Annotated in this window: 25 protein-coding genes and 1 tRNA gene; 16 read left to right on the top strand and 10 right to left on the bottom strand. The window is 35.2% G+C overall.

The features are described 5' to 3' along the window. Nucleotides 1-100: 100 nt before the first annotated feature. Nucleotides 101-589, bottom strand: coding sequence for a hypothetical protein (locus RHO11_01130; protein WVD61758.1), 489 nt, complete (start codon nucleotides 587-589; stop codon nucleotides 101-103). Between the two features lie 359 nt (nucleotides 590-948). Between RHO11_01130 and RHO11_01125 the strand changes: the two genes are divergently transcribed. Then, complete coding sequence (locus tag RHO11_01125) at nucleotides 949-1,623, top strand: OmpW family outer membrane protein (GenBank protein ID WVD61757.1); 675 nt, start codon at nucleotides 949-951, stop codon at nucleotides 1,621-1,623. Between the two features lie 112 nt (nucleotides 1,624-1,735). Here the strand turns inward: RHO11_01125 and RHO11_01120 are convergent, their stop codons facing one another. Further along, nucleotides 1,736-6,010 (bottom strand): acyl-CoA dehydratase activase-related protein, encoded by a 4,275-nt coding sequence (locus RHO11_01120; GenBank protein ID WVD61756.1) that lies wholly within the window; start codon nucleotides 6,008-6,010, stop codon nucleotides 1,736-1,738. A 249-nt stretch (nucleotides 6,011-6,259) separates the two neighbouring features. Between RHO11_01120 and srmB the strand changes: the two genes are divergently transcribed. The 5 genes from srmB (at nucleotide 6,260) to RHO11_01095 (ending at nucleotide 11,562) form a co-directional block, all read left to right on the top strand. Further along, nucleotides 6,260-7,567 carry an ATP-dependent RNA helicase SrmB gene (srmB, locus tag RHO11_01115; GenBank protein WVD61755.1) on the top strand — a complete coding sequence of 436 codons (1,308 nt, stop codon included), beginning with the start codon at nucleotides 6,260-6,262 and terminating at the stop codon, nucleotides 7,565-7,567. 134 nt (nucleotides 7,568-7,701) lie between these two features. After that, on the top strand, nucleotides 7,702-8,304 hold the full coding sequence (locus tag RHO11_01110; GenBank protein ID WVD61754.1) for a peroxiredoxin C: 603 nt from the start codon (nucleotides 7,702-7,704) through the stop codon (nucleotides 8,302-8,304). Nucleotides 8,305-8,596: 292 nt separating this feature from the next. After that, nucleotides 8,597-9,925, top strand: a complete 1,329-nt coding sequence (gene rimO, locus RHO11_01105; protein ID WVD61753.1) for a 30S ribosomal protein S12 methylthiotransferase RimO — start codon at nucleotides 8,597-8,599, stop codon at nucleotides 9,923-9,925. Between the two features lies 1 nt (nucleotide 9,926). Further along, nucleotides 9,927-11,315, top strand: coding sequence for an MATE family efflux transporter (locus tag RHO11_01100; protein ID WVD61752.1), 1,389 nt, complete (start codon nucleotides 9,927-9,929; stop codon nucleotides 11,313-11,315). Nucleotides 11,316-11,485: 170 nt separating this feature from the next. Next, nucleotides 11,486-11,562: transfer RNA gene (locus RHO11_01095), tRNA-Val, on the top strand. 524 nt (nucleotides 11,563-12,086) lie between these two features. On the opposite strand, the gene RHO11_01090 is transcribed toward RHO11_01095, so the two are convergent. The 3 genes from RHO11_01090 to RHO11_01080 form a co-directional block, all read right to left on the bottom strand. Continuing rightward, complete coding sequence (locus tag RHO11_01090) at nucleotides 12,087-12,602, bottom strand: DUF2165 family protein (protein ID WVD61751.1); 516 nt, start codon at nucleotides 12,600-12,602, stop codon at nucleotides 12,087-12,089. Nucleotides 12,603-12,682: 80 nt separating this feature from the next. Beyond that, nucleotides 12,683-13,186, bottom strand: a complete 504-nt coding sequence (locus RHO11_01085) for a hypothetical protein (protein WVD61750.1) — start codon at nucleotides 13,184-13,186, stop codon at nucleotides 12,683-12,685. An 88-nt stretch (nucleotides 13,187-13,274) separates the two neighbouring features. Further along, entirely contained in the window at nucleotides 13,275-13,406 is a 132-nt protein-coding gene (locus RHO11_01080) for an IS3 family transposase (GenBank protein ID WVD62832.1), read from the bottom strand. 70 nt (nucleotides 13,407-13,476) lie between these two features. Between RHO11_01080 and RHO11_01075 the strand changes: the two genes are divergently transcribed. The 7 genes from RHO11_01075 (at nucleotide 13,477) to RHO11_01045 (ending at nucleotide 17,746) form a co-directional block, all read left to right on the top strand. Beyond that, complete coding sequence (locus RHO11_01075; GenBank protein WVD61749.1) at nucleotides 13,477-13,737, top strand: transposase; 261 nt, start codon at nucleotides 13,477-13,479, stop codon at nucleotides 13,735-13,737. Next, the gene (locus RHO11_01070; protein ID WVD62831.1) at nucleotides 13,734-14,591 is read left to right on the top strand and encodes an IS3 family transposase; all 858 of its coding nucleotides are present in this window, start codon (nucleotides 13,734-13,736) and stop codon (nucleotides 14,589-14,591) included. Before RHO11_01075 ends, RHO11_01070 begins: the two co-directional genes overlap by 4 nt. A 28-nt stretch (nucleotides 14,592-14,619) precedes the next feature. Further along, the gene (locus RHO11_01065) at nucleotides 14,620-15,225 is read left to right on the top strand and encodes a hypothetical protein (protein WVD61748.1); all 606 of its coding nucleotides are present in this window, start codon (nucleotides 14,620-14,622) and stop codon (nucleotides 15,223-15,225) included. A gap of 43 nt (nucleotides 15,226-15,268) precedes the next feature. After that, nucleotides 15,269-15,532 carry a hypothetical protein gene (locus RHO11_01060; GenBank protein WVD61747.1) on the top strand — a complete coding sequence of 88 codons (264 nt, stop codon included), beginning with the start codon at nucleotides 15,269-15,271 and terminating at the stop codon, nucleotides 15,530-15,532. A gap of 905 nt (nucleotides 15,533-16,437) precedes the next feature. After that, nucleotides 16,438-17,103 carry a DNA cytosine methyltransferase gene (locus RHO11_01055; protein ID WVD61746.1) on the top strand — a complete coding sequence of 222 codons (666 nt, stop codon included), beginning with the start codon at nucleotides 16,438-16,440 and terminating at the stop codon, nucleotides 17,101-17,103. A 162-nt stretch (nucleotides 17,104-17,265) separates the two neighbouring features. After that, the gene (locus RHO11_01050; protein WVD61745.1) at nucleotides 17,266-17,511 is read left to right on the top strand and encodes a DUF3850 domain-containing protein; all 246 of its coding nucleotides are present in this window, start codon (nucleotides 17,266-17,268) and stop codon (nucleotides 17,509-17,511) included. A 22-nt stretch (nucleotides 17,512-17,533) separates the two neighbouring features. Beyond that, on the top strand, nucleotides 17,534-17,746 hold the full coding sequence (locus RHO11_01045; GenBank protein WVD61744.1) for a hypothetical protein: 213 nt from the start codon (nucleotides 17,534-17,536) through the stop codon (nucleotides 17,744-17,746). Here the strand turns inward: RHO11_01045 and RHO11_01040 are convergent. After that, nucleotides 17,732-18,571: an IS3 family transposase gene (locus tag RHO11_01040; protein WVD62830.1), complete on the bottom strand. Its 840-nt coding sequence runs from the start codon at nucleotides 18,569-18,571 to the stop codon at nucleotides 17,732-17,734. The two genes, RHO11_01045 and RHO11_01040, sit on opposite strands and share 15 nt — an antisense overlap. 5 nt (nucleotides 18,572-18,576) lie before the next feature. Continuing rightward, a complete protein-coding gene (locus RHO11_01035) occupies nucleotides 18,577-18,876 on the bottom strand; it encodes a transposase (GenBank protein ID WVD61743.1) in 300 nt (99 codons plus the stop codon). A gap of 239 nt (nucleotides 18,877-19,115) precedes the next feature. On the opposite strand from RHO11_01035, the gene RHO11_01030 reads away from it, so the two are divergent. From RHO11_01030 to yegQ, 3 genes are all read left to right on the top strand, one after another. Continuing rightward, nucleotides 19,116-19,502 carry a YgiW/YdeI family stress tolerance OB fold protein gene (locus RHO11_01030; GenBank protein WVD61742.1) on the top strand — a complete coding sequence of 129 codons (387 nt, stop codon included), beginning with the start codon at nucleotides 19,116-19,118 and terminating at the stop codon, nucleotides 19,500-19,502. A 96-nt stretch (nucleotides 19,503-19,598) separates the two neighbouring features. Further along, a complete protein-coding gene (locus RHO11_01025; protein ID WVD61741.1) occupies nucleotides 19,599-20,006 on the top strand; it encodes a hypothetical protein in 408 nt (135 codons plus the stop codon). A gap of 307 nt (nucleotides 20,007-20,313) precedes the next feature. Further along, nucleotides 20,314-21,690: a tRNA 5-hydroxyuridine modification protein YegQ gene (yegQ, locus tag RHO11_01020; protein ID WVD61740.1), complete on the top strand. Its 1,377-nt coding sequence runs from the start codon at nucleotides 20,314-20,316 to the stop codon at nucleotides 21,688-21,690. Between the two features lie 73 nt (nucleotides 21,691-21,763). On the opposite strand, the gene proA is transcribed toward yegQ, so the two are convergent. The 3 genes from proA to proB form a co-directional block, all read right to left on the bottom strand. Further along, entirely contained in the window at nucleotides 21,764-23,017 is a 1,254-nt protein-coding gene (gene proA / locus RHO11_01015; GenBank protein ID WVD61739.1) for a glutamate-5-semialdehyde dehydrogenase, read from the bottom strand. 488 nt (nucleotides 23,018-23,505) lie between these two features. After that, nucleotides 23,506-23,832, bottom strand: a complete 327-nt coding sequence (locus RHO11_01010; protein WVD61738.1) for a hypothetical protein — start codon at nucleotides 23,830-23,832, stop codon at nucleotides 23,506-23,508. Between the two features lie 57 nt (nucleotides 23,833-23,889). Beyond that, nucleotides 23,890-24,990, bottom strand: coding sequence for a glutamate 5-kinase (proB, locus tag RHO11_01005; GenBank protein ID WVD61737.1), 1,101 nt, complete (start codon nucleotides 24,988-24,990; stop codon nucleotides 23,890-23,892). Nucleotides 24,991-25,000: the final 10 nt, after the last annotated feature.

Raw genomic sequence — 25,000 nt, 5'->3', positions numbered from 1 at the left:
ATCACTTTTTAGATTTACCTGATTGTGGCATTTGATTATAACGTTTACGAGAAAAGTACAGGACAAAGTCTAAGTAACTCTAGTTTAAACTACAACTAAATTAATTGACTCTAAAACAGTTCGTTTCTATCTTGCCTTTAGAAATCTGTTCTCCTCTATGAATTAATTTATAATCAGTAGCGAGCTCAGCAATATCGTCTATTTCATAATAATCCTTAATAGAAGACTCATAAATATATTCCATTTTAAAATTATCATTTGATATATAGATTACATTTCTTATTATTTTTGTCGTATCACCAGATTCATCAGTGTTAATATCTTCGCTGTTCTTTAGATTCTTTTCATCTATAAAAATCCAATCTTTCTGCCCATCGGGCTTTTCGAATAATTTTTTATTCTCAATTTTATAAGCAATTGATGATTTTGTAGATTCAGCGTCTTTAATACTATCAAAAAGCCAATCAAGATCCGTCACTCCCTCGAGTTTAATATCGCACTTCCATTCACCAACAAGCATTTCGGGAGTTACTTTATTATCGCCACATCCATTTAATAAAATAACAAATAACAGTAATAACTTTTTCATTTTTATCCTAATGTTAAATATCGACATAATAGTTTACAAAGCAACTCAGCCAATAATCAATTTCAATATATATCTAGTTCTGAATTTAATGCACATGCTAATTAGATATAAACCGACTAAAAAAATGACTTTTACTTATCACATAAACGAGCATGTATTAATGCATCACACAATATTCTATTATCCTATTTATATATCATAATATTTCTATAATTTTTTTAACAAAATTAATTTATTATTTTTTTTGATCAAAACCACAGAAATATCAATTTACTTTTGTTAAAATAAAGTAAATCATAACATTGAGTTTCCGTGTTTATTTCAATCTAAGAACAAAATAATAGTAAGGAGAAAATAAATTGAAAATTAAATTAACATTAGTCGCACTGGCATTAGGGCTAACAAGTACAGCAAGTTATGCACATAAAGCGAATGATATTATTGTTCGAGGTGGTGCAGTCTATGTTCATCCAAAAAATGATAGTGAAGCAGTAAAACTTAACGGAGCTAAAACCGATCTTAAAGCTAAAGCTGATAATGATACTCAACTAGGCTTAAACTTTCAGTATATGGTTACAGATAATTTAGGGATCGAATTACTAGCAGCAACACCATTTAGCCATAAATTATCGTTAGGTGGCGGAAACTCAACAGGATTATCAGGTAAAAGCTTAGGTAAAATTAAGCATCTTCCACCAACATTAAGCTTAGTTTGGTATCCACTGGATTCAAACAATAAATTTCAACCTTATGTTGGCGCTGGAATAAACTATACTTTCTTCTTTGACGAAAAATTAAGTGGTGAAGCTAAAGACGCTGGTTTTGATCGCGGACTTGATCTTGACTCCTCATGGGGCTGGGCAGCACAAGTAGGAGCTGACTACTCAATCGATAATAACTGGCTAATCAATGCCCAAGTTAGATATATCAATATTGAAACTGATGCTACAACTTATTTAGGTGATAACAAAATTACTGCAAAATATAAACTTGATCCATGGGTTGCAATGGTCAGTGTTGGTTATCGATTCTAATTGCTCTTCCCTAAGTAGTGACAAATCCAATTTGACTTAGCCATAAAAACTTAACCCTATTATGCTAACAAGCATAATAGGGTTAATACTATCATTGTCATTAAGTAATAAACTAAACAATACGTTCTAACTGTTTATACTTTAATGAACTAACCATAAAATGTAGACGATTAAGTACATTTACCTCACCAGCCCCATCATCAAAATCCAGATATAACAAATTAAGTTTTGGATTTAAATCTCTCATACGTTTCTCTACACCTTTAGAAACAACATGATTGGCAATACAGCCAAATGGTTGCAGACTGATCACATTATTAATACCTTGCTCAGCAAAAGTCATAATTCCCGCTGGAATTAGCCAACCTTCACCATATTGATTGCTTAGATTTAATATCTCTTCAGCCTTAGCGGCCATATCTCGAATATTATGGAATGGTTGATAATATTTAAAATTTTTAAGAATACTGTTCGTTTTATTAATATATTTATCGGTAATTTTCTCGAAAAAATAATAAAAATAAGATAGGTAATTTTTTCTGAGTAAATGGTTACTAATATTACTGTCATAGTTGACAAAAACTTGAGAAAAGAATTCAAGCATTGATGGAATAACGGGTTCAATACCTTGTTCAACAAGCCAATCGATACTATTTTGATTGCCAAAACTATTATATTTAACATAAATTTCTCCCACGATACCAATTTGTGGACATGACTTATTATGAGTATTAATGTTGTTAAAACTGTCGACAGCTTCAGCTAATAAATTAAATATCGCTTTATTACCTTGTCTTAACTGAATTAATTTTTGTAATTTACCAATATACTCATCGCGAACCTGAGCTGCTTGCCCTTTCACAACTTCTCTAGGCGAAACCGCATAGTACATTTTTGCTAAAGAATCAGAAAAAAGCATCGAAAAGAAAGTCGGAGGCAGCGTCTTAAACCAATTCATTTTAAAGCCTGGCTGATTATCTTCTTTCATGTCATCAACACTGAGTGAGACAATCGGAATATCATCAAAACCACTACTACTCATGGCTTTTTTAATCAGTGACAAATAGCTGCTCGCTCGGCACTGTCCACCTGTTTGAGTAATCCCGATAGCAACCTCATCTCGCTGATATCGGCCAGAATGCAGTGCTTTTATCACATCACCGACAATAATTGTCGCCGGATAACAAATCTCGTTATTACAATATTTAAGTCCCCACTCTACTGAGTTTTTATCAGGTTTAGGTAAAACCTCCAACTTATAGCCTGATAATGCAAAGATAGCGGGTAATACTGGAGAATAAAACTCTGAAATAAACGGAGCAATAATAGTTCGACGTTTTTTATCTTCAATTTTAAAAATCGCCGAAGATTTACGTGCTTTAGTTATTAATGGCTGATGACTATTCATTCGAATAGATTCAATTATTGAACGTAAACGCAACCGAACTGAGCCCGTTGCTGTGATTTCATCAACACGAATAATCGTACAGGTTTTACCTGCTGCCTCTAAAATTGCTTTACACTCATCAGTTACAATCGCATCAGGCCCACAGCCAAATGAATTGAGTTGAACAAATTGAATATTATTTGCCTGATTTGCTACAAAAGATGCAGCAGCATATAGTCTATTTGGATAACTCCACTGTGAACAGATTTGTAGTTCAGGTGGTAAAGCATTAATTCCCCCTAAAACAGAATCCTCAGTAATCACATCACAACCTAATGCGTTTAAAATTTCTGGGGTTTTATGATTAATTAAACTATCTGAGTGATAAGGTCGACCCGCAAGAATATAGACGTAACGTCCTGATTGTTTAGCCGCTTGAATAACTTCATTCGCTTTTTGATATAACTGCTTTTTATAATGAGCCTGTTCCTTGATAGCATTATCAAAAGCTTGTTCAAATTGCGCTTTAGTTACTCCTAATGATTTTAAATAATCAAAACAGCCCTTTTTCAGTAATTTTAAATCAGTGAAATTAATCACCGGATAATCAAATGCAATACCATATTTTAATTCCGGATTAATCGCACTATTCATGACTTCGGAATAACTACTGACAATCGGACAGTTATAATTATTCACTGAATTATCAAATTCAGCTGACTCAAGTACAACCATTGGCATAAAAATACGATCGACCTTTTGCTCGGCGAGTTCAACAATATGACCATGGACCAATTTTGCAGGGAAACAGATACTATCAGACATCACCGTCCCGGCCCCTTTCTCATAAATTTTCATTGTCGAAAAAGGCGATAGTGTGACATTAATTCCACAGGCAGTTAATAGAGTATGCCAAAAAGGAAAATTTTCATATTGACCAAGAATACGAGGAATACCGATATTAATTTTAGCTTCAGGAACTTGATGATTGGCACGGGTAAAAAGCAACTCATTTTTATAGTCGAACATATTAAATGAGTCACTATCTTTATGAGGATTATTACTTAAGAAACGCTCACATTTATTACCAGAATAGTAGCGTTGACCGTTGGCAAAACGGTAAATCATAATATCACAGCTATTCTCACAGCCTTTACAACGTGACTCTTTAGCTCGATTCTCTTGTGCTTTAGTTAAATTGGCTAAACCAATAAATTGTGATGGCTGTTGATGCTGTAGATAGTTATTTTTAGCCACTAAGGCACTGCCATAAGCGCCCATTAATTCAGGAATATTAGAACTAGAAATTTGCGCTCCAGTCAGTTGTTCCAGCGCTCTAAAAACTGCCGGGTTTTTAAATGTCCCTCCTTGCACAACAATATTTGAACCCAATTTACTCATGTCATGTAACTTTAATACTTTATGAATCGCATTTTTAATTACCGAGAAAGCTAGCCCGGCGGAAATATCACCAACGGAGGCATTTTCACGTAACGCTTGCTTAACTTTAGAATTCATAAAAACGGTACAACGGGTACCTAAATCACATGGATTATTTGAGTGGCATGCTGCATCAGCAAAGTCGATAGTATTGGAATTCAATGATTTAGCAAATGTTTCGATAAACGATCCACATCCAGATGAACACGCCTCATTAAGCTCAATATTATTGACCACACCATTAGCAACAAAAATGGCTTTCATATCTTGTCCGCCAATGTCCATAATAAATGACACATTAGGCTCAATATGTTTAGCTGCGGCAAAGTGAGCCATTGTTTCAACTAATCCATCATCAATTGAAAAAGCCGCTTTTAATAACTCTTCACCATACCCTGTCACACCCGTACGTACGATTTCGATGGTTGTACCACTTTGTTCAATCTCTTCTTTTAAAACAGTTAGACCTTTAATTAAAGCAGCAATAGAGTGACCATTATTTGGAGCATAATAAGTAAAGAGCAGTTCATCATCTTCACTCACTAAGGTAATTTTAGTAGTGGTCGAACCACTATCAATTCCTAAAAAAGCATATTTTTTTTGGTAGTCAACTAAATTAACTCGAGGAATTTCAATATAACGACGTTTAGTTTTCCAATCATCAAAACGGAGCGATTCATTAAATAGCGGTTTTAAGCGAAAGGATTCATTAGTTTTAATCTGAGTAGATTGATTTAAACGGTTGATAAAATCATTAATTGTCAATTCACTGCGTTCAATTAAATGAATTGCAGCCCCCCATGCGGACAACAGCGTCGGATATGGCGTTTTAACGCTTTGCTCTTCTGTCAAATTTAAGGTTTTTAATGTCGCATTATTTAATGTAGGAATAAAGGAAAATGGACCACCGATTAGCATCACTTTAGGGATAATATCATAACCACGAGCTAAGGTATTAACTAATTGAATTGAAACAGCATGAAGAACAGAATAAGCAATATTCTCTTTTGATACATTTCGGCTAATTAGATTTTGAACATCGGTTTTAGCAAAAACGCCACAACGAGAGGCTATCGGGAAAACATGATCATGATTTTTGGCTAGCTGATCAAACTCTTGTACTGGCACATTAAGCAATGTTGCCATTTGATCAATAAATGCCCCAGTTCCCCCAGCACAACTCCCATTCATTCGAATATCAGGCGCACGATCAGGAAAAAAGAAGATCATTTTGCTATCTTCTCCGCCAATATCGATTAGGGTTCTCACTTCAGGATATTTTTGTTGCACGACTTCTGAAGCCGCAACAACTTCCTGTATAAAAGTTATTTCAGCTTTTTCTGAAATGCCCATTCCCGCTGAACCAGTAACCTTGACTGAAAGCAGAATATCATCGCCTTCTTGTTGCTTTATCTCATCAAGTAACTGAATGACTGTCGGTATAATATAAGTATTGTGACGAACATAATTCGTATAAACAAAATTATCATTTTCATCTAAAACAACACATTTAGCTGTAGTTGATCCGACATCAAGTCCAAGCCTAAGTTTTTTTGACATAAAACAAACTCACTTTAAAAATTTTTAAGATTTCAAAAAGCAAAATTATCTAACGCAAACTATTGTATATTCTATTTTATTATAAAGTATTTATCAATATTATGAAAAAATAACGATAATCCATTATACCTACTCTATTTTTAATATAAATCCTTAAGTGAGTTTAAATATAATATCGATGGAATTGAATTCATATAAACGATACAAATATGTTACACTAGCGGCATTATTTCTTATTGTGAATACAACATGACTATTGATGATTTTTCATCCTTTGATTTAGATGAGCTAATTATAAAAGCGCTTAGTGCGCAAAATTTGACGGTTCCGACAGCCATTCAAGCACAAACCATCCCATATGCTCTTGATAATAGAGATATTATAGGCTCTGCACCAACAGGAACGGGTAAAACATTAGCCTATTTAATTCCTGCTGTTCAGCATTTATTAGACTTTCCAAGACGCAAACCAGGTCCACCAAGAATTTTAATATTAACACCTACACGAGAATTAGCAATGCAAGTTGCTGAGCAGGCCAAATTATTGACTCAGTTCACCTCATTAAGTACCGCCACTATTACGGGTGGTGTTGCCTATATGAATCACGCTGAAATCTTTAGTAAAAATCAAGATATTGTTATCGCAACAACCGGCAGATTATTACAATATATCAAAGAAGAAAATTTTGATTGTCGGGCTGTCGAAATGTTAATACTTGACGAAGCAGATAGAATGCTAGATATGGGCTTTGCTCAGGACGTGGAAACTATTTCAGCTGAGACACGTTGGCGAACCCAAACCTTACTATTCTCCGCAACACTAGAAGGTGATGGCTTACATGATTTTGCTAAACGAATTCTCCATGAACCTGTTGAAATCAATTCAGACCCATCCCGTAAAGAACGTAAAAAGATCCTACAATTCTATTATCGTGCGGATGATGTGAAACATAAAACAGCATTACTGGTTCATCTATTAAAACAAGAAGATGTCACTAAAAGTGTTATTTTTGTCCGTAAACGAGAACGTGTACATGAGTTAGTCAGTTGGTTAAATGAAGCAAAAATTCGTACCTGTTATTTAGAAGGTGAAATGGTACAAGCAAAACGTAATGAAGCGATCAAACGTATGGGTAATGGCATTGTATCAATCCTTGTAGCTACTGATGTAGCCTCACGAGGACTTGACTTTGATGATATCAGTCATGTCTTTAACTTTGATATGCCAAAAACAGCTGATGTGTATCTACACCGAATTGGTAGAACAGCCAGAGCGGGTAAAAAAGGTACCGCAATTTCATTAGTTGAAGCACATGATTATGATTTATTAAAGAAAATTGAACGCTATATTCAAGAACCATTAAAATTAAGAGTTATTGACGAGCTACGTCCAAAGAGCAAGGCACCATCGCTTGTTAAAAAGAAAAAACCATCAGAAAAAGCGAAAGCTAAAAAAGCGGAAAAGAAACAAGATGTGAAAAAGAAAAAGTTAAGACATCGCGATACAAAAAATATTGGTAAACCGAAAAAAAAGTTGCTATCGACTGATACTCAATAGTTATAGCTTATGCAATCAATTGGTTTTATCTCATGAGATTGGTTGTTATAATGCCTCGATATATTGATATTGATCAATTCGAAGTTTATGTTTGTAAAGCTAATAAACGTAAATAAAATATAAGGAGATATGTAATGACATTAGTTACACGTAAAGCACCTGATTTTACTTCATCTGCAGTATTAGGAAATGGCGAAATTGTTAACAACTTTAATTTTGCAAATACCACTAAAGGAAAATATGCAGTTGTATTTTTCTGGCCAATGGACTTCACTTTTGTTTGTCCATCAGAAATTATTGCTTTTGACCATCGTTTAGAAGAGTTTAAAAAACGTGGTGTTGAAGTGATTGGCGTATCAATGGATTCTGAGTTTGTTCATAATGCATGGCGTAACACTCCGCAAGATAAAGGCGGAATTGGTGCAGTAAGATTCCCTATTGTTGCGGATATCAAACACGCCATTATGCAAGCTTATGGTGTTGAACATCCTGAAGCAGGTGTAGCACTTCGTGCCTCTTTCTTTATTGATAAATCAGGTATTGTTCGTCATGAAACCATTAATGATTTACCAATTGGTCGTAACATTGATGAGATGTTACGTATTGTTGATGCTTTCCAGTTCCACGAAGAGCACGGCGAAGTATGTCCTGCACAATGGACTAAAGGTAAATCAGGCATGAAAGATAGTCCTGATGGAGTAGCAAGTTACCTAAAACAACACGCTAAAGAGCTATAAGTTAATCAGCAGCAAAATAGCTTTTAATCCGTTTAAGTATCAAAAACCGAAAAATCATTTTCGGTTTTTTTATTACTTAAGTTTAGACTGATATTCGTTATTTTTTTGCTGTAAAGTATCATTATAGTGAAAAAATAGTATACACTTATTGATTCAACTTGAAATACCAAAAATACAACATAAAAATCATTAGTTAACTGATTTTTTCTATGCTAAAATAGCGCCCATAGTTACACACCTTAGATTGTTGATTTTAAACAACTTTTACTCTTCACTTGCAGATTATTTTATTATGATGAATATTACTCCCACTATTGGATTTGTCAGCCTTGGCTGCCCTAAAAACCTTGTTGATTCAGAAAGAATTCTTACCGAACTTAGAACCCAAGGTTATCAAGTTGTACCTAGCTATGATAATGCCGATTTAGTTATCGTAAATACTTGTGGTTTTATTGATAGCGCAGTTCAAGAATCGCTTGAAGCAATTGGTGAAGCCCTAAATGAAAATGGTAAAGTCATTGTTACCGGTTGTCTCGGAGCCAAAGAAGATCAAATCCGTAAAATTCATCCTAAAGTTTTGGAAATTTCCGGACCACATAGTTATGAAGCAGTTTTAAGCCATGTTAATAAATATGTTTCTAAACCAACTTATGATCCCTATACCAGCTTAATTCCAGCGCAAGGTGTTAAATTAACACCAAAACATTACGCTTATCTAAAAATATCAGAAGGTTGTGATCACCGTTGTACATTTTGTATTATTCCATCACTACGTGGCGATATGGTTAGCCGTCCGATTGGTAATGTTCTTGATGAAGCTAAACGTCTTGCTGATAGTGGGGTCAAAGAACTTTTAGTGATCGCACAAGATACCTCTGCTTATGGTGCCGATATTAAAAATCGTACAGGTTTTTGGAATGGCTCACCAGTAAGAAGTGATATTCAATCTCTCAGTGAACAACTATCCTCTCTAGGAATTTGGGTTAGATTACATTATGTTTATCCTTACCCACACGTTGATAATTTAATTCCGCTCATGGCTGAGGGTAAAATTCTTCCTTACCTTGATGTACCATTACAGCATGCTAGCCCAGCTATTTTGAAATCGATGAAACGACCAGGTTCAATTGAAAGAACATTAGAACGCATCCATAAATGGCGTGATATTTGTCCAGATATTACCTTACGTTCAACATTTATTGTCGGTTACCCGGGTGAAACAGAGCGTGATTTTGAACAGTTACTTAACTTTTTAGATCAAGCAAAACTTGATCGTGTCGGCTGCTTTACTTACAGTGCCATAGAAGGTGCCGCGGCTAATAATTTACCAAATCAAGTACCAGAAGAGGTAAAACAAGAGCGTTATCATCAATTCATGCAGTTACAACAAGCTATTTCAACTGAAAAACTAACCAGTAAAATAGGTAAAACATTACCGGTACTAATTGATGAAGTTGATGAAGAAGGTGCTATTGGTCGTAGTATGGCTGATGCTCCAGAAATTGATGGCGTCGTTTATCTCAATGAAGAGTTCTCTGTCAAAGTTGGTGACATTGTGAATGTATCAATTGAACATTCAGATGAGTATGATCTTTGGGGTAGCGTAACAACCGAGTCATAATATGAAACAGATTTATAGCAAAGAGATTAAAATTATCATCAAGCTCGCTATGCCTGTAATTATAGCGCAGCTTGCACAAACAGGGATCACCTTTGTTGATACCATTATGGCTGGACATTATAGTGCCGCGGCTTTATCTGGTGTTGCTATTGGGGCATCGATTTGGCTACCAACTATTTTATTTGGTCAAGGTTTGTTATCAATTTTGACTCCGATTATTGCTAATCTAAATGGCGCAGCAAAACGTAATCAAATAGCTGATCATACTCGGCAAGGTCTGGTTATTGCATCAGTACTATCATTGATCATGATGGTGTTTCTATATAATTCGGATAAGATAATTTTGCTACGTAATAGCCCAGATAATCCGATAGATCCTGAAATGATGTATGTTGCAGTGCATTTTCTGCGCGCTATTATGTGGGGTGTTCCTGGTTTCCTGTTTTATTTAGTTTACCGTTTTCAATGCGAAGGCTTATCCAATACTAAACCTTCGATGTATATTATGTTTTTCGCCCTTGTTGCTAATATTCCAATTAACTATGTGTTAATCTATGGCAAATTTGGCTTCCCTGAGTTAGGTGGCGTCGGTTGTGGCGTAACAGCAGCAATTGTTTTTTGGTTAATGTTTATTTTAATTAAATGCTTTACACTATTTACAGGTAGTCAAAGAGATATTAAAAAAACACCTTTTACCCAACTATTTAATAAATCGATTATTAAACGAATTACTGTTTTAGGTATTCCCCTTGCCTTGGCTTACTTTTTTGAAGTGAGTCTATTTGCAATTATTGCTTTAATGATAGCGCCATTAGGTAAAGAAACTGTATCGGCGCACCAGATCATCTTTACCTTAAGCAGTATGACTTTTGCAATTCCATTATCTTTAGGAATTGCAACGAGCATCCGTGTTGGTTATTTACTAGGAAATAAAAAACCATCATTAGCTAGACAATCCGCTTATATCAGTTTGATGATCTCTTTAGTCAGCGCACTAGTTATTGCTTTATTACTGATCGTGTTTAGAAACTTTTTAATTTCATGGTTTACTCGAGATCCAGTGATTATTACGTTATGCATGCAGCTCATCATTTTACTCGCAATTTATCAACTATCAGATTACTTACAAGTAACGGCGAGTAATGTTCTGCGTGGCTACAAAGATACACAAAGCATTCTTGTTATAACTTTAATCTCATATTGGATTATAGGTTTGCCGTTGGGTTATATTTTAGGGTTGACTGACCTAATCACAAAACCAATGGGGGCCGCTGGTTTTTGGACGGGTATCATTGCTGGATTATCCTGCGCTGCGGTTCTATTAATAGCACGCATGTTCTATATCCAAAAACAACCGATAGACAAAATACTAAAACAAGCTGATAAATAATTTATAGTAGCGGTTTAACAATAAAAATAGTGATAAATCATGATGAAACTGTTTGTTTTATCAACAAAAAAGTTCAACAGTTGAAAATTTAAGCTATTTTTATTTTTTTTACTTGCTAGAAACGCCGAACAACGTTAATATTTGCGCCTATAGTAAATGTTCTTTTTTATACGCCCGTAGCTCAGTTGGTTAGAGCACCACCTTGACATGGTGGGGGTCGGTGATTCGAGTTCACTCGGGCGTACCACTCAAAAACCTTTAACGGCAACGATTTTCCTTAATTATTAATATTTATATTTTTTTCTTGGGGTAAAACTCTCTCATAGAATTTATATTTTTTAGTTTATTTTTTTTGAAATTTTTGACACTCATTCAACTCGCTAATTTAATCAAAATAAAACTCATGTATCATGACGTTAATCACAACACATGAGCAATGTTTATAGCAAGTTGTTATGTGGTGAGTGCTTTCTATTCTGCTCTGCTTCATACGATGCTTTTCAGTGATCTTTCTGCCAAAAGAAAATAAAATTAATCACTTTCTCAGCAATAATCCAACGTTTCTTTTTACAGTCTGCAAGGTTTGCTAAACGATACGAACGACTTGATAAAGTTTCATCAGTCCAGCCACATAATATCACATTAAAAAGCTGGTCAAGTGCAATAACTAACTTATAAAAGTACTTACTGGGGCTCCATAGTTTTTACTCATGCTCTTATCTCCAACCTTTTAGCCTATCTTATTCTTTAAAAAAGATAGGCTAATAGAAATTATACTTTAGTCTCTTTTTGTAGTAATAAAATTACAATAGTCAACATACAAGGCAAGGCATATAACATTGCTCCTAGTTGAGTATTTAATGGGTTTTCTTTAGCCTGCCAAGCCATAAACCAATCACCGGCTACCACCATAAATCCAACCCCCCAAACTAAAACGGCGAATGAAGCACCTAGCAATGCCCAAGCTTTTGCCTTGCTAAATAACGTATAAGATTTATTAAAGTTTTTAACCATCATTATCAATCCAATACAACCAAATATTCCACCTAACCCCTCAATAGTTGTAATAGCAATTAATCCAACTGTCGGTACCCAATCAATATTAATTGCTCTCCACATAAATGCAGGATCATTTGAAGTATTTTGCATTGTTAAAAGAGGAGTAACAGCATACTGAACCGTTCCAGAAAAACCTGAAATATTATTTAAAAGACTAAATACTCCCCATAAAGCAGGAAATAATGTCATGACTAAACAAACAAAACGAGATATTTTAATTTCATTCATAATAAAGCCTTCTTTTTGGATTATTAATATATCCTATATAGAATAGCACTAAAAAAATAACAAACAATTATTTAAAGTATTTATGCAGTTATCTCCGAACCGTGAATAAACATTTCATCAACTTGTTCATCCGTTAAATGGAACATTTCTTTACACGTGTTTATGAGCGTAGAATCTCGACGAAATTCACTCGCCGTCTCCCATGCTGTTTGAATGACAATTTCTTTTGTCGTATCACCGTCGAGTGATTTAATATAATCATCAGTGGCTTGATAGAGAGTCGTCGTTTCGTTGATTTTAGTGAGCTTTAAAACGGTTAACGCTTGGAACCGACTTAATACTTGCGGGATATAAATCTCAGCATTTCCCTCTAATTTTGCTTGGTTTTTAGCATTAATTTCATTAGCTTCTTCTTCCATTATTGCAATTAAACCCTCTTTCACAGTAAATTCAGGGTAAACCTTTTCTATTACAGTCTCGCTTTCTTCATCATTTACAGTTTCAATTTCGGTATAACTGCCAAACTCAGGGATATTATCTTCATACGCCCAAATTTGATTGTTTTTATCTTTGTAATATTTCATTTTTAATATCCTTATCTTAGCTCTGACCATTTATCTAAAGTTCTATTAGCTGAGAACCTGTAACGGTCAACAAAAATTGGAGAACTTCTTAGGCAGTTTTTAGTAAATTATGTTCAAATTCTGCTGGTGAAATAAATCCAAGTTTATAATGTCTTCTTTTTTGATTATAAATCGGTTCGATATAATCAATAATATCGACCATCGCTTGCTCTCTTGTTATATAATCTCGATAATTAATGATGTGCTCCTAGTTTAATGGAGACTTTTTAGTAACAAAAAAGGAGTCTCAAATGAGTAAAAAATACGATCCCCAATTTAAACAAGAAGCGATCAATTTAGCCCTAAATAGCGAACAAACTTATCGACAAACAGCCAATGATTTAGGTATAAATTACAAAACATTTTGTAATTGGATGTACCAAACGATGAATAAACCAACCCATCAAGCGATAAAATCAAATAAAAAACTAGACTATCACGAGCTTGAGCTACGTAAAAAGGAGATCGATATCCTAAAAAAGGCCGCTCAGTACTTTGCGAGCCTGAAATAGCCAGGTACGAATTTATTAAAAAGCAAAACACGCTATCTAAGCGTCGTTTATTTCATCTATTTGACGTGTCAAGTAGTGGTTACTATGCCTATTTAAAGCGATTACCGTCTCAGAGAACAGTGTTTAATCAGCAGCTTGACAAAAAGATTGAAACACTATTTGAAGATCATCGGCATCTCTATGGTTATCGGCGTTTACATGTCGAACTTTTGGAGGAAGGCTATTGTTTATCACGTGAACGAGTTCGTCGACGAATGCACAAGCTTCACCTTAAAGCAAAACAACGCAAAAAGTATAAACAAACAACGGACAGTAACCACAACAAACCGGTCGCTGAAAATATTTTAGATAGGCACTTTACCATGGACACACCTAATCAAGCTTGGGTATGCGATATAACTTACATTAAAGTGAACGGACAGTGGTTATACCTCGCGATTGTACTTGATCTCTACTCTCGTAAAATCATAGGCTGGGCGATGGATCTGCATATGGAAAGCACGCTAGTTTGTCAAGCCTTAACTATGGCTTTGCTTCATCGGGGCTATCCGAGTAAAGTGATTGTTCATAGTGACCGTGGTGGCCAGTATTGTTCCGATGATTACCAAGCTATATTAACGGCTTATGGCTTAACGTGTAGTATGAGTCGCAAAGGTAACTGTTGGGATAATGCGGTGGCTGAAAGCTTTTTCCATACCTTAAAAACAGAATGGATTTACCGACACAAACTAGAAAATATGGCACAAGCTAAATCGATGATCTTGTGGTACATTGAGGTTTACTATAACCGAGTAAGAAAACATTCATATTTAAACTATTTATCACCTGTTCAATTTGAAGAAAAAATGATTTAATAATTTGAAAATAACTCTCCACTAAAATGTGGGCAGATCAAAAGACGGGGCTAATAAACTATCGGATACAGCCAAATCACACATTCGAGAGGTCGCAAAATTAGACCTCTTTAATTATGAAAGTTTTGACGGTAACAAATATACCGAAAAAGGTAATTTTCTTGAAGATATAGCGATTCAAGCTAGCGGTTTTTTACGCAATCAGAACTATCAAAAACATGAAGGTCGAATTAATAATGATTGGATCACTGGTGAATGTGACGTATTAGATAAGAAAAATAACTTAATTATCGATATAAAAAACTCATGGGATATTGGCACTCACCCGTTCTTTAAGGATGAAGCGGAGATTAAAGCAAAAAAATCTGGTTATGATATTCAGGTGCAAGGATACATGTGGCTCTATGATGTAGAGAAAGCTGATATTGATTTTTGGTTATTTCCTCCGTCAGAAGAAATGCTATCGCCATATGAAGATCGAACAAAACTAATTGATTTAGTGGAAGCTATACCACTAATCAAACGAGTTACTACCCTATCCTTTGTCCGTGATGAATCAATCATTCAAAAAATTAAAGTTAAATCGGAATTGGCTCAAGAGTATTACGAGCAATTAATAAAAGAACTAAGCTAACAATAAGGCTCAATGAGCCTTTATTAATTATAGAGAGGTTTAGATGCATAAGATTGAATATGATATAGATGGTGAAGGATTACGTGGGTACGAATGTGAACTTGACACATGGATGGGAGTATTAAGTGAGCATGATTACGAAACAATAGCTGAAAATATTTCACTTTGGCATGCACAAAGAAATTTAGCGTACGATTCATTTCCTTGTGATATGGAGTTAATAATCGATGGTGAATCTGTTGGTACTTTTAGTATTGAGCTAAGACCAGTTCCAGAGTTTACAGCTAAGAGAGTTAAAAATGACTAAACTAAATTGGCGTGATGCTAGCAATTAAATAAATTACCTATAAAAAATAGTATAGTACAGCACAAATAAATAGAATAAGAATTTTTATACTCATTATTGAAAAGCCTTTTTTCAACAAAAAATAAATACCGCACATAACGAAAAACATAAAAATCAACGAAATAATGCCTGAAATATCTTTCTCTTTTAAAACACACTCATGATAAATAAAATATGCCCCTCCAATAATAAGAAATGGAACGCATACAATTATAGCTATTTTATTAGATAATTTATTATTTTTCATAATTTATTATTTTCAGGTCTAGCTTCACTTAACGAAGGCTGTAGATCATATATTAATTAAACAACTGGAGCAAGAGAATGAATTCTAAAACCTGCACAAAATGCGGCAATACATTTTATCGCACAGAAAGAATGAACGATCTAACTTGGCGTAGAACAAATACATGTGGTTATAAGTGCAAGCAGAATATTGCTGATAGAAACAAGCTAAACAATCCTGCAAACTTCACATTCATAAAAATGAAGCTCTCAACTCATTACAACCACAATAATCCGCCTGGTGCAGTTTTTTAACAACTAAATTTTGGAGTGAATTATGGAAGATGACATTATTAAATGTAATTGTGGTGGGGATGCCGTAGCTTTACATCTGGCGTATTCACTAAGTTTAGGCTTAATAAACTGTTGCAGTTGCCATATATCGTCACCATGCAAATGGTGCTTATCTAAAGTTTATGAATGCCAATCATGCTTAAAAATAATTGATAACGACCTGTTATTCATTTTTGGATAATCCCCAATATCTGTTGATAACTACCTACCCCCTAACCTACTAATTAACCTAAACTTATCACGCTGATTAATTTCAGCGCGATTACTATTTTCTGAGGAATATAACAATGAACGTTTTAAGCCTGTTTGATGGGATAAGTTCTGGTCGAGTTGCTCTCGATCGTGCAAATATTAAAGTCGATAAATATTACGCTAGTGAAATAGATAAATACGCAATTCAAGTTAGTCAAAATAACTACCCGGATATTATCCGAATGGGCGATATTAATAATTGGGAAAGCTGGAATATTGATTGGTCAAGTATTGATTTGATCTTTGCAGGTTCACCTTGCCAGGGTTTTTCTTTTGCCGGTAAACAATTAGCGTTTGATGATAAACGTTCTGCTTTATTCTTCCGATTTGCTGAAATATTATCGCACGCCCAATCAATTAATCCGAAAGTTAAATTCTTACTCGAAAATGTTCGCATGAAAAAAGAGTTTGAGAATGTAATAACGTCAGTGGTTGGAGTTGAGCCGATTATGATTAATAGCGCCTTAGTATCAGCTCAAAATAGAAAGCGTTTATATTGGGCTAACTGGAAGTTTGAACAGCCAAAAGATAAAGGAATTTTATTAAAGGATATTCTCGAAAATTTGCCAGATTGCCCTATCGGAGTAAAAGTTAGAGAAAAATCAAAATGCTTAAGAGTCGGTGGTTTAAACTCACCTTTTGGCAGTAAGCAGTGGAATGGGACTCACCCTATCAAATCATATCAAAAAAAGGGTGTATAAAATCAAGTCAGCATAAGTCAGGATGTTTAACCGCCGGAGCGCATTCTGGATGTAATCACTCAGATATGGATATCGTTCATACAGCATTTGCTACACGTAGATATTCAACGGCTGGACGGTAGATGTTATCGCTCACATATTATCAAGCATGGAGATTGAAAAATGATTCACGAACTTAAGATATTACCTCAAAATTATGAGGATGTTTGGAACGACAAAAAGAAAGCCGAACTGCGTTATAACGACCGAGATTATAAAGTTGGCGACACGTTAACGCTTAAAGAATGGGATGGGAAAAAATTTACTGGTCGCTGTTGGGATTTCTATATAACACATATTTTTGATGATGAAACTTACTTACAGAAAGGTTATGTAATGTTAAGTATTGAAATGCTACCACCCTTTTAATTATGTCAATAGAGGTGATTAAGTGAAAGAGGTTGAACGATATAAAATAACTTCCGCTAACGGAAACTCAAGTAATGTTACTAAATGCAATGATGGGCATTGGGTAAATTATAAAGACGTCGAACAACTCCAAGCCAGAATCAAAGAGCTTGAGAGTGAAAAACATATCAACGAAATCAAAGCTCAGGGGTGTAACGGTCAACAAAAATTGGAGAGCTTCTTAGGCAGTTTTTAGTAAATTATGTTCAAATTCTGCTGGTGAAATAAATCCAAGTTTATAATGTCTTCGTTTTTGATTATAAATCGGTTCGATATAATCAATAATATCGCCCATCGCTTGCTCTCTTGTTATATAATCTCGATAATTAATTCTTTCTGATTTTAATGATCTAAAAAATCGTTCAGTAACGGCATTGTCTAAACAATTTCCAGCTCTACTCATACTAAAGGTAATTTGATGATATGATAATAACTGTTGAAATTGTTCACTACGATATTGAATCCCCTGATCACAATGAAATAAGGTAGGGCATTTTCCTTTTCGACGCTGTATCGCCATGTTTAGTGCCTTAACCGTCAGTAAACTGTTTGGCTTTTCAGAAAAGGCCCATCCAACAATACGCCTAGAGCATAGGTCCATCACGACAGCCAGATAGAGCCAACCTTGCCTTGTCCGAATATAGGTAATATCGCCAGACCAATAGCGATTAATCGTTGCTGGATTAAATTGTCGATTTAAATGATTGGGTGCCAGTAGCGATGATTTACCGCCACGAGGATAGGAATGCTGTTTAGTCCTTTTAGCCACTAGGCCTAATTTTCGCATTAAGCGTCGGACCTTATCTAAACCAAGCTTAAACCCTTTTTTAACCAGTTCAACTAACATTCTTCTTTTTCCATATATACCGTCCATTTCGTTATGAATTGATTTTATGGCAATTTCAAGCCTAGTATTCATTAATTTACATGCGCGATGTTTAATTCGATAATAAAAAGTACTCGGTGCTAATGATAAACACCGACAGATTTGAGCGGTTTCATTTCCTGCCTTCTTCAGTATTAACGCTATTTGTTGCTGCTTGTCATTTCGATGGCGAAGAAGGCTGAAGCCTTTTTTAATAACTGATTATCACTTTGCAACTGCTTAACTTGTTTTTCTAAAGCTTGTATTCGTTTTTGTTCAGCGGTCAGCGCACTACTTTTAGGCGTAATACCTTGTCGTTCTTTTCTATATTGTGTTACCCAACGCCCAATTGATGAAATACTCACATTCATTGTTTTTGCTGCATCTTTATGTGCATAACCATAATTAAGAACGAGCTCTGCACATTCTCGTTTAAATTCACTACTTAGTTGTCTTGTCACGGGGTAATCTCCTTAGTTGATGGTTTATCATACCGCTAAGTATGTCTCCAAGAAAAGTATACCGTTACACATTAAAAACGTTTGTTTAGTTGAGCAATAAGAGAAATTAACAAATGAAAACCTTGTAAATTTACTTCTAATAAAATTAATTTAAAAAATTAATATTCTCTTAATATTTATTTGATTAAATAACTTACATAAAGACAACATATCAAGCTTAAATAAACGAGGATAAAAATATGAAAAAATTAACATCATTAGCATTAATTGTAACATTAGGTCTTTCTGGTGCAGCAATTGCAGCTCCTGCTCCGCAGGGTGGATTTGGCGGCCCAGTTACACAATCAGGATTTACTGGCGCTACGTCAACTGTAACTATTGCGCAAGCAAAGGATCTTCCTGATGATTCATGGGTAACACTACGAGGTAATATCACTCAACGTTTAACTAAAGACAATTATGTCTTTAAAGATAGTACTGGTGAAATTCAAGTCGAGATTGATCGTGACGAATGGAGAGGACAAACCGTAACCCCGACTGATTTAGTTGAAATTACGGGAGAGGTTGATAAAGATTGGAATTCAGTCGAAATTGATGTCAAACAAATTAGAGTAGTCAACCAATAAAACATTGTATAGTTTAATTAAAACCGCTTAATTGCGGTTTTTTTACGTCTAAACAAATGTATAATTTCTAAAAATAATAATGAATAGGAAATTGTAATGTTTAAAAAATTGATGGTTATCTCTGTATCAATCATTTTGTTGGTTGGCTGTGGTGAAAAAGAGCAAGTCACAGAGGATATGTTGTTGGGTGAATGGCTTTGTAAAAGGCGCGTCAAGGAGTATGATTATAATCGTGATGCCAGCGCGTTTAATTATTCAGAAAGATGGCAAGGCGATCCTGTAAATATAACATATAAAAAAGAAAACGGTGTTATGTTTTATTTCTTAGATGGGAATCCATTTAATTTGTATGAGTTTGAATTTAAAATCAAAGATATTAGATCAAGTGAACTGAGGGATGGTGTCATATTTGAGTCATATAAGGAGTACATATTCATATCGAACAACGAATATGAAGTGCTAGAAATTGAAACAGACATCAATTTTTTTACAAAAAAAGAATAAATATAAACGTACTGCAGAAGATATTTGCACATAATTTACTAAAAACTGCCTAAGAAGCTCTCCAATTTTTGTTGACCGTTACAACCATGGGAGGATGGGAAACATTAGAAATGGTAAATAAATATGCTCATTTAAATGCAGAGCATATGATAGAATATTCAGGTAATGTCACATTTACGGCACAAAGCTCCGAAGTGGCACAAATTTTCAAGCAAGTAATTAGTAATTAATCCATATTAATGAATGCTTTAACCTGAACTACTTTAATAGTGGTTCACTGACCTGAAATCAGAGGCATTGAACACAAATGAAAACTCTTTATGCAAAACCTGAGCTGCTATCCCCTGCTGGCTCACTAAAAAATATGCGCTATGCATTTGCCTATGGCGCAGATGCGGTTTACGCAGGACAACCCCGTTATAGTTTACGAGTTCGTAATAACGAATTTAATCATGAAAACTTAGCAATTGGTATCAATGAAGCCCACGCACAAGGTAAAAAATTCTATGTTGTGGTAAATATTGCCCCTCATAACTCCAAGCTAAAAACCTTTATTCGTGATTTAAAACCAGTGGTCGATATGAAGCCAGATGCATTCATCATGTCAGATCCAGGATTAATAATGTTAGTCCGAGAAAATTTCCCTGAAATGGAAATTCATCTATCAGTACAATCAAATGCTGTTAACTGGGCTACAGTGAAATTCTGGCAGCAAATGGGTTTAACACGAGTGGTATTATCCCGAGAGCTATCCGTTGATGAGATTGCAGAAATCCGTGAAAATGTTCCTGAAATGGAGCTAGAAGTCTTTATTCATGGTGCATTATGTATGGCTTATTCAGGTCGTTGTTTACTTTCTGGTTACATCAATAAACGCGATCCAAATCAAGGAACGTGTACTAATGCCTGCCGCTGGGAATATAAAGTTTCAGAGGGTAAAGAAGATGATGTTGGTCAAATTGTACATAAGCAGCAGCCAATTCCATTTAAGCAAGTTGAATCGCCATTAAGCCTTGGTGATACAACCAATAAAGTCTTTATGCTAGAAGAGTCAGGACGACCGGGCGAATATATGCAGGCTTTTGAAGACGAGCATGGTACCTATATCATGAATTCAAAAGACTTGAGAGCGGTCGAGTTAGTGAATGATTTAACTCGAATCGGTGTTCACTCGTTAAAAATCGAAGGACGAACTAAGTCATTTTATTATTGTGCACGTACTGCTCAAGTTTATCGTCAGGCAATTGATGCAGCAGCAGAAGGTAAACCATTCGATCCCAATTTACTCATTGAACTTGATGCGTTAGCTAATCGTGGCTATACCGAAGGTTTTTTACGCCGCCATAACCATGAAGAGATGCAAAATTATGAGCATAGTCATTCGGTATCAAGTAAACAACAATTTGTTGGTGAATTTAGTGGTAAACGCTTAAATGGTTTAGCTGAAGTGATTGTTAAAAATCGATTCTCTGTCGGCGATAGCGTTGAGATGATGACACCACAAGGCAACGTGAACTTTATTATTGAGAGTATGCAAAATAAAAAAGGTCAGCCAGTTCCTGCTGGATTGGGGGATGGGCATATTGTTTATTTGCCAATTCCAGAAGATGTTGCCTTAGATTATGCACTATTAATGCGTAATTTTCCGGAAGGAGCAACAACAGATAATCCACTGAGTAAATAGCATACTAAAAATCTAACTTAAAAATACTAAAGGCGACTTAGGTCGCCTTTAGTATATTAACCAAGATACAAAATTAAGGACGAACTAAATCGTCACCATAACCAATCCATTTATGCGTAGTCAATGCCTCTAGTCCCATCGGTCCCCTAGCATGTAATTTTTGAGTACTAACGGCAACCTCGGCACCAAGCCCAAATTGTCCTCCATCAGTAAAACGTGTTGAAGCGTTGACATATACAGCGGCAGAATCAACGAGCTGAACAAAACGTTCTGCATTTATTAAACTACGCGTCAAAATAGCATCAGAATGTGCACTACCATATTCTCGAATATGATCAACTGCGGCTGATAACGAATTCACAATGACAACATTAAGATCTTTGGATAGCCATTCATTACGTAACTCTTCATCTTTGACTGGAAGAACATTTGCTAATTCGCGTTTCAGTATATCAAATGCTTTCTCATCAGCGTGCAAAATAACGTTTTTATCTGCTAGCGTTTGACTCAACTTCGGTAAAAATTGTTCAGCTATCTCACTGTGAACCAGCAAGGTTTCAACGGTATTACAAGTACTTGGTCGCTGAGTTTTGGCATTAATAATAATCGGTAATGCTTTATCAAAATCAGCCGTTTCATCAACAAAAATATGACAAACACCAATTCCACCTGTGATAACAGGAATAGTCGAGTGTTCACGACATAATTTATGTAAAGCAGCCCCACCACGAGGAATAATCATATCAACATACTGATCGAGTTTAAGTAGTTCATTGATGTACTTACGGTCAGGATTATTAATTGATTGCACGGCAGCGGCAGGTAGATTTGATAATTTAAGTGCTTGTTGCACAACCTCAATCATTGCTTTATTAGTATGAATTGTCTCTTTACCACCTCGTAAAATTGCTGCATTACCTGTTTTTAAGCATAAAGATGCAATATCAATCGTAACATTCGGTCGCGCCTCATAAATAACACCAATCACCCCTAACGGAACTCGCTGACGTTGTAGTTTTAAACCACTATCAAGCGTACTTCCATCAATAACCTGACCAATAGGATCGGTGAGTGTTATCACTTTTCTAACATCATCAGCAATCGCGGATAAACGTGGTTTTGTCAGTAATAAACGGTCTAAAATAGCTTCACTAATACCATTATCTTTAGCTGACTGCATATCAAGCTGGTTTGCCGCTAAAATTTGATCCGCTTGCTGTTCTAATAAATCAGCAATACAGCTTAATGCTGCATTCTTCTGAGAGGTAGAACATTGAGTGAGTAAAAATGAAGCTTGTTTGGCTGCTAGTCCTAATTGTTGTAGCATAAGAGTCCTCTTAATTGACAAATTTTTCAAGTAAAGGCTGTAATGTATTTAAAAAACGTTGTTCATCTTGTTTTTCCAAACCACCCAAGTAAACAACCATTTTTTTGTTACTCCCTGCTCGTTACTATATAGTATCAATTTATTATTCTGTTTTTTAATTTTGTTAACCTGATCAAAAACAGTGACAATAGCTGTTCGGCCTAGTCCCTGTTTGATCGACAAAGAGCGTTCTGAAAATAATAGCATAAACTATATTATAACGAATAATCATCAATATACAGCAACAGACAATAATAAAAGGGTTTAGCATAGTTTCCCTATTTTATAAGATAAAAAGAAATTAACTACGCTTAACAACCTTAATCCAACTATCCCTAAAACCGCATACTTTCTATGCTAAAGCGAATAAAATAAACATCAAAATCAAACATACCATGATATTGTGACAAGCATGAAATTGCTTAACATGCTGTTTTTACATTTCCACGTTATTCACCTAGATTGTGCTGATTATTTTGTTTTAATTGATTACGGCGCATCTCTAAAGTTTGTGCATCGTCAGTACTCATTACTTTTTTTCCACCAAAAATACCAATTAATCCTAATGGAATAAATAAAATGCTACCAATAATAACTAAAATACCACCTATTTTTTTACTACCTGCGGCTGCAATGATTAGACCAATTGTACTAATTAATGCACTAATAATGACAAAAGGTAACATCATATTATATGAATAATCGTTCAGAGCATTAAGATAAACAATCAAAACACCACACCAATTGGCAATTACGCCACCGATAGCTAATCCCATATTATTTTCCTATTTCTGTTATGTTGTTATTTTATTATTTAAATACTTTATTAACGGCTATTTAATTATCATATCATCACGATGAACAGCAACAGGGCCATATTCATAACCAATTAATTGGCTAATCTCTTGTGAATGATGACCTGCAATTTGTCTTAAAGCATCACTATTATAACGAGAAACACCTCGAGCAATACTCATTCCATCTTTATTACAGATATCAATAGCTTGACCACGTGAAAAGTTATTACTAACGCTAATAATACCTTTCGGTAAAATTGAACGACCTTCGTTTAAAATTGCGTGAATAGCCCCATCATCCAAACAGATACTCCCAGCAGGAGGAGCACCAAACAACCAGTATTTACGATGTTCTAAAGGTGTTTTCTTTGGTATAAAGCGCGTACCTACTGATACATCATTAGCAATATCGGCAATAACATTTGGCCGACTACCAGCAGCTATCACAACTTCAATACCTGCTTTACCAGCTATTTCAGCAGCCTGTAACTTAGTCCCCATTCCCCCGGTTCCAAGTCCAGATACGCTATCTCCAGCAATTGCTTTTAAGGCTGTATCAATAGTTTCGATTTCACTAATTAATTTAGCCTGAGGATCTTTCCTTGGATCAGCTGTAAATAAACCAGCCTGATCCGTCAATAAAATTAACTTATCGGCTTGAGCTAAAATTGCAACGAGAGCGGATAAGTTATCATTATCACCGACTTTGATTTCAGCAGTTGCTACAGCATCATTTTCATTAATAACAGGCACAATATGATTATCGAGCATTGCTTGCATAACATCTTGCGCATTGAGAAAGCGTTCGCGATCTTCCATATCGGCACGCGTTAATAGCATTTGACCAATAAAAATATTATAAATAGAGAAAAGTTGTTCCCACAGTTGGATCAATTTTCCTTGCCCTACCGAAGCGAGTAGTTGTTTTGAAGCGACGGTCTTGGGTAAATCGGGATAATTTAAACACTCACGACCAGCTGCAATTGCACCCGAGGTTACAACGACAATTTTATGCCCTTGCTGATGTAATTGATGGCACTGTCTAACTAGCTCTACGATTTTTGAGCGGTCTAACTTCTTTGAACCGCCAGTCAATACACTAGTCCCCAATTTTATAACAATTGTTTGACGTTTCATTTTATAACCA

This window comes from Orbaceae bacterium BiB, from assembly GCA_036251205.1.
Taxonomy (GTDB): Bacteria; Pseudomonadota; Gammaproteobacteria; order Enterobacterales; family Orbaceae; genus Orbus; species Orbus mooreae.
The sequence above is the reverse complement of the archived record's forward strand: the minus strand, read 5'-3'. Positions and strand labels throughout refer to the sequence as shown.

Bases quoted from the DNA above. Each gene is read 5' to 3' on its own strand.
- RHO11_01010 (WVD61738.1), bottom strand. From the start codon at position 23,832: ATGGGATTAGCTATCGGTGGCGTAATTGCCAATTGGTGTGGTGTTTTG.
- rimO (WVD61753.1), top strand. From the start codon at position 8,597: ATGATGAATATTACTCCCACTATTGGATTTGTCAGCCTTGGCTGCCCT.
- RHO11_01060 (WVD61747.1), top strand. From the start codon at position 15,269: ATGCATAAGATTGAATATGATATAGATGGTGAAGGATTACGTGGGTAC.
- RHO11_01100 (WVD61752.1), top strand. From the start codon at position 9,927: ATGAAACAGATTTATAGCAAAGAGATTAAAATTATCATCAAGCTCGCT.
- RHO11_01055 (WVD61746.1), top strand. From the start codon at position 16,438: ATGAACGTTTTAAGCCTGTTTGATGGGATAAGTTCTGGTCGAGTTGCT.
- RHO11_01130 (WVD61758.1), bottom strand. From the start codon at position 589: ATGAAAAAGTTATTACTGTTATTTGTTATTTTATTAAATGGATGTGGC.
- RHO11_01110 (WVD61754.1), top strand. From the start codon at position 7,702: ATGACATTAGTTACACGTAAAGCACCTGATTTTACTTCATCTGCAGTA.
- srmB (WVD61755.1), top strand. From the start codon at position 6,260: ATGACTATTGATGATTTTTCATCCTTTGATTTAGATGAGCTAATTATA.
- RHO11_01085 (WVD61750.1), bottom strand. From the start codon at position 13,186: ATGAAATATTACAAAGATAAAAACAATCAAATTTGGGCGTATGAAGAT.
- RHO11_01030 (WVD61742.1), top strand. From the start codon at position 19,116: ATGAAAAAATTAACATCATTAGCATTAATTGTAACATTAGGTCTTTCT.
- RHO11_01090 (WVD61751.1), bottom strand. From the start codon at position 12,602: ATGAATGAAATTAAAATATCTCGTTTTGTTTGTTTAGTCATGACATTA.
- RHO11_01120 (WVD61756.1), bottom strand. From the start codon at position 6,010: ATGTCAAAAAAACTTAGGCTTGGACTTGATGTCGGATCAACTACAGCT.
- proA (WVD61739.1), bottom strand. From the start codon at position 23,017: ATGCTACAACAATTAGGACTAGCAGCCAAACAAGCTTCATTTTTACTC.
- RHO11_01050 (WVD61745.1), top strand. From the start codon at position 17,266: ATGATTCACGAACTTAAGATATTACCTCAAAATTATGAGGATGTTTGG.
- proB (WVD61737.1), bottom strand. From the start codon at position 24,990: ATGAAACGTCAAACAATTGTTATAAAATTGGGGACTAGTGTATTGACT.
- yegQ (WVD61740.1), top strand. From the start codon at position 20,314: ATGAAAACTCTTTATGCAAAACCTGAGCTGCTATCCCCTGCTGGCTCA.
- RHO11_01025 (WVD61741.1), top strand. From the start codon at position 19,599: ATGTTTAAAAAATTGATGGTTATCTCTGTATCAATCATTTTGTTGGTT.
- RHO11_01075 (WVD61749.1), top strand. From the start codon at position 13,477: ATGAGTAAAAAATACGATCCCCAATTTAAACAAGAAGCGATCAATTTA.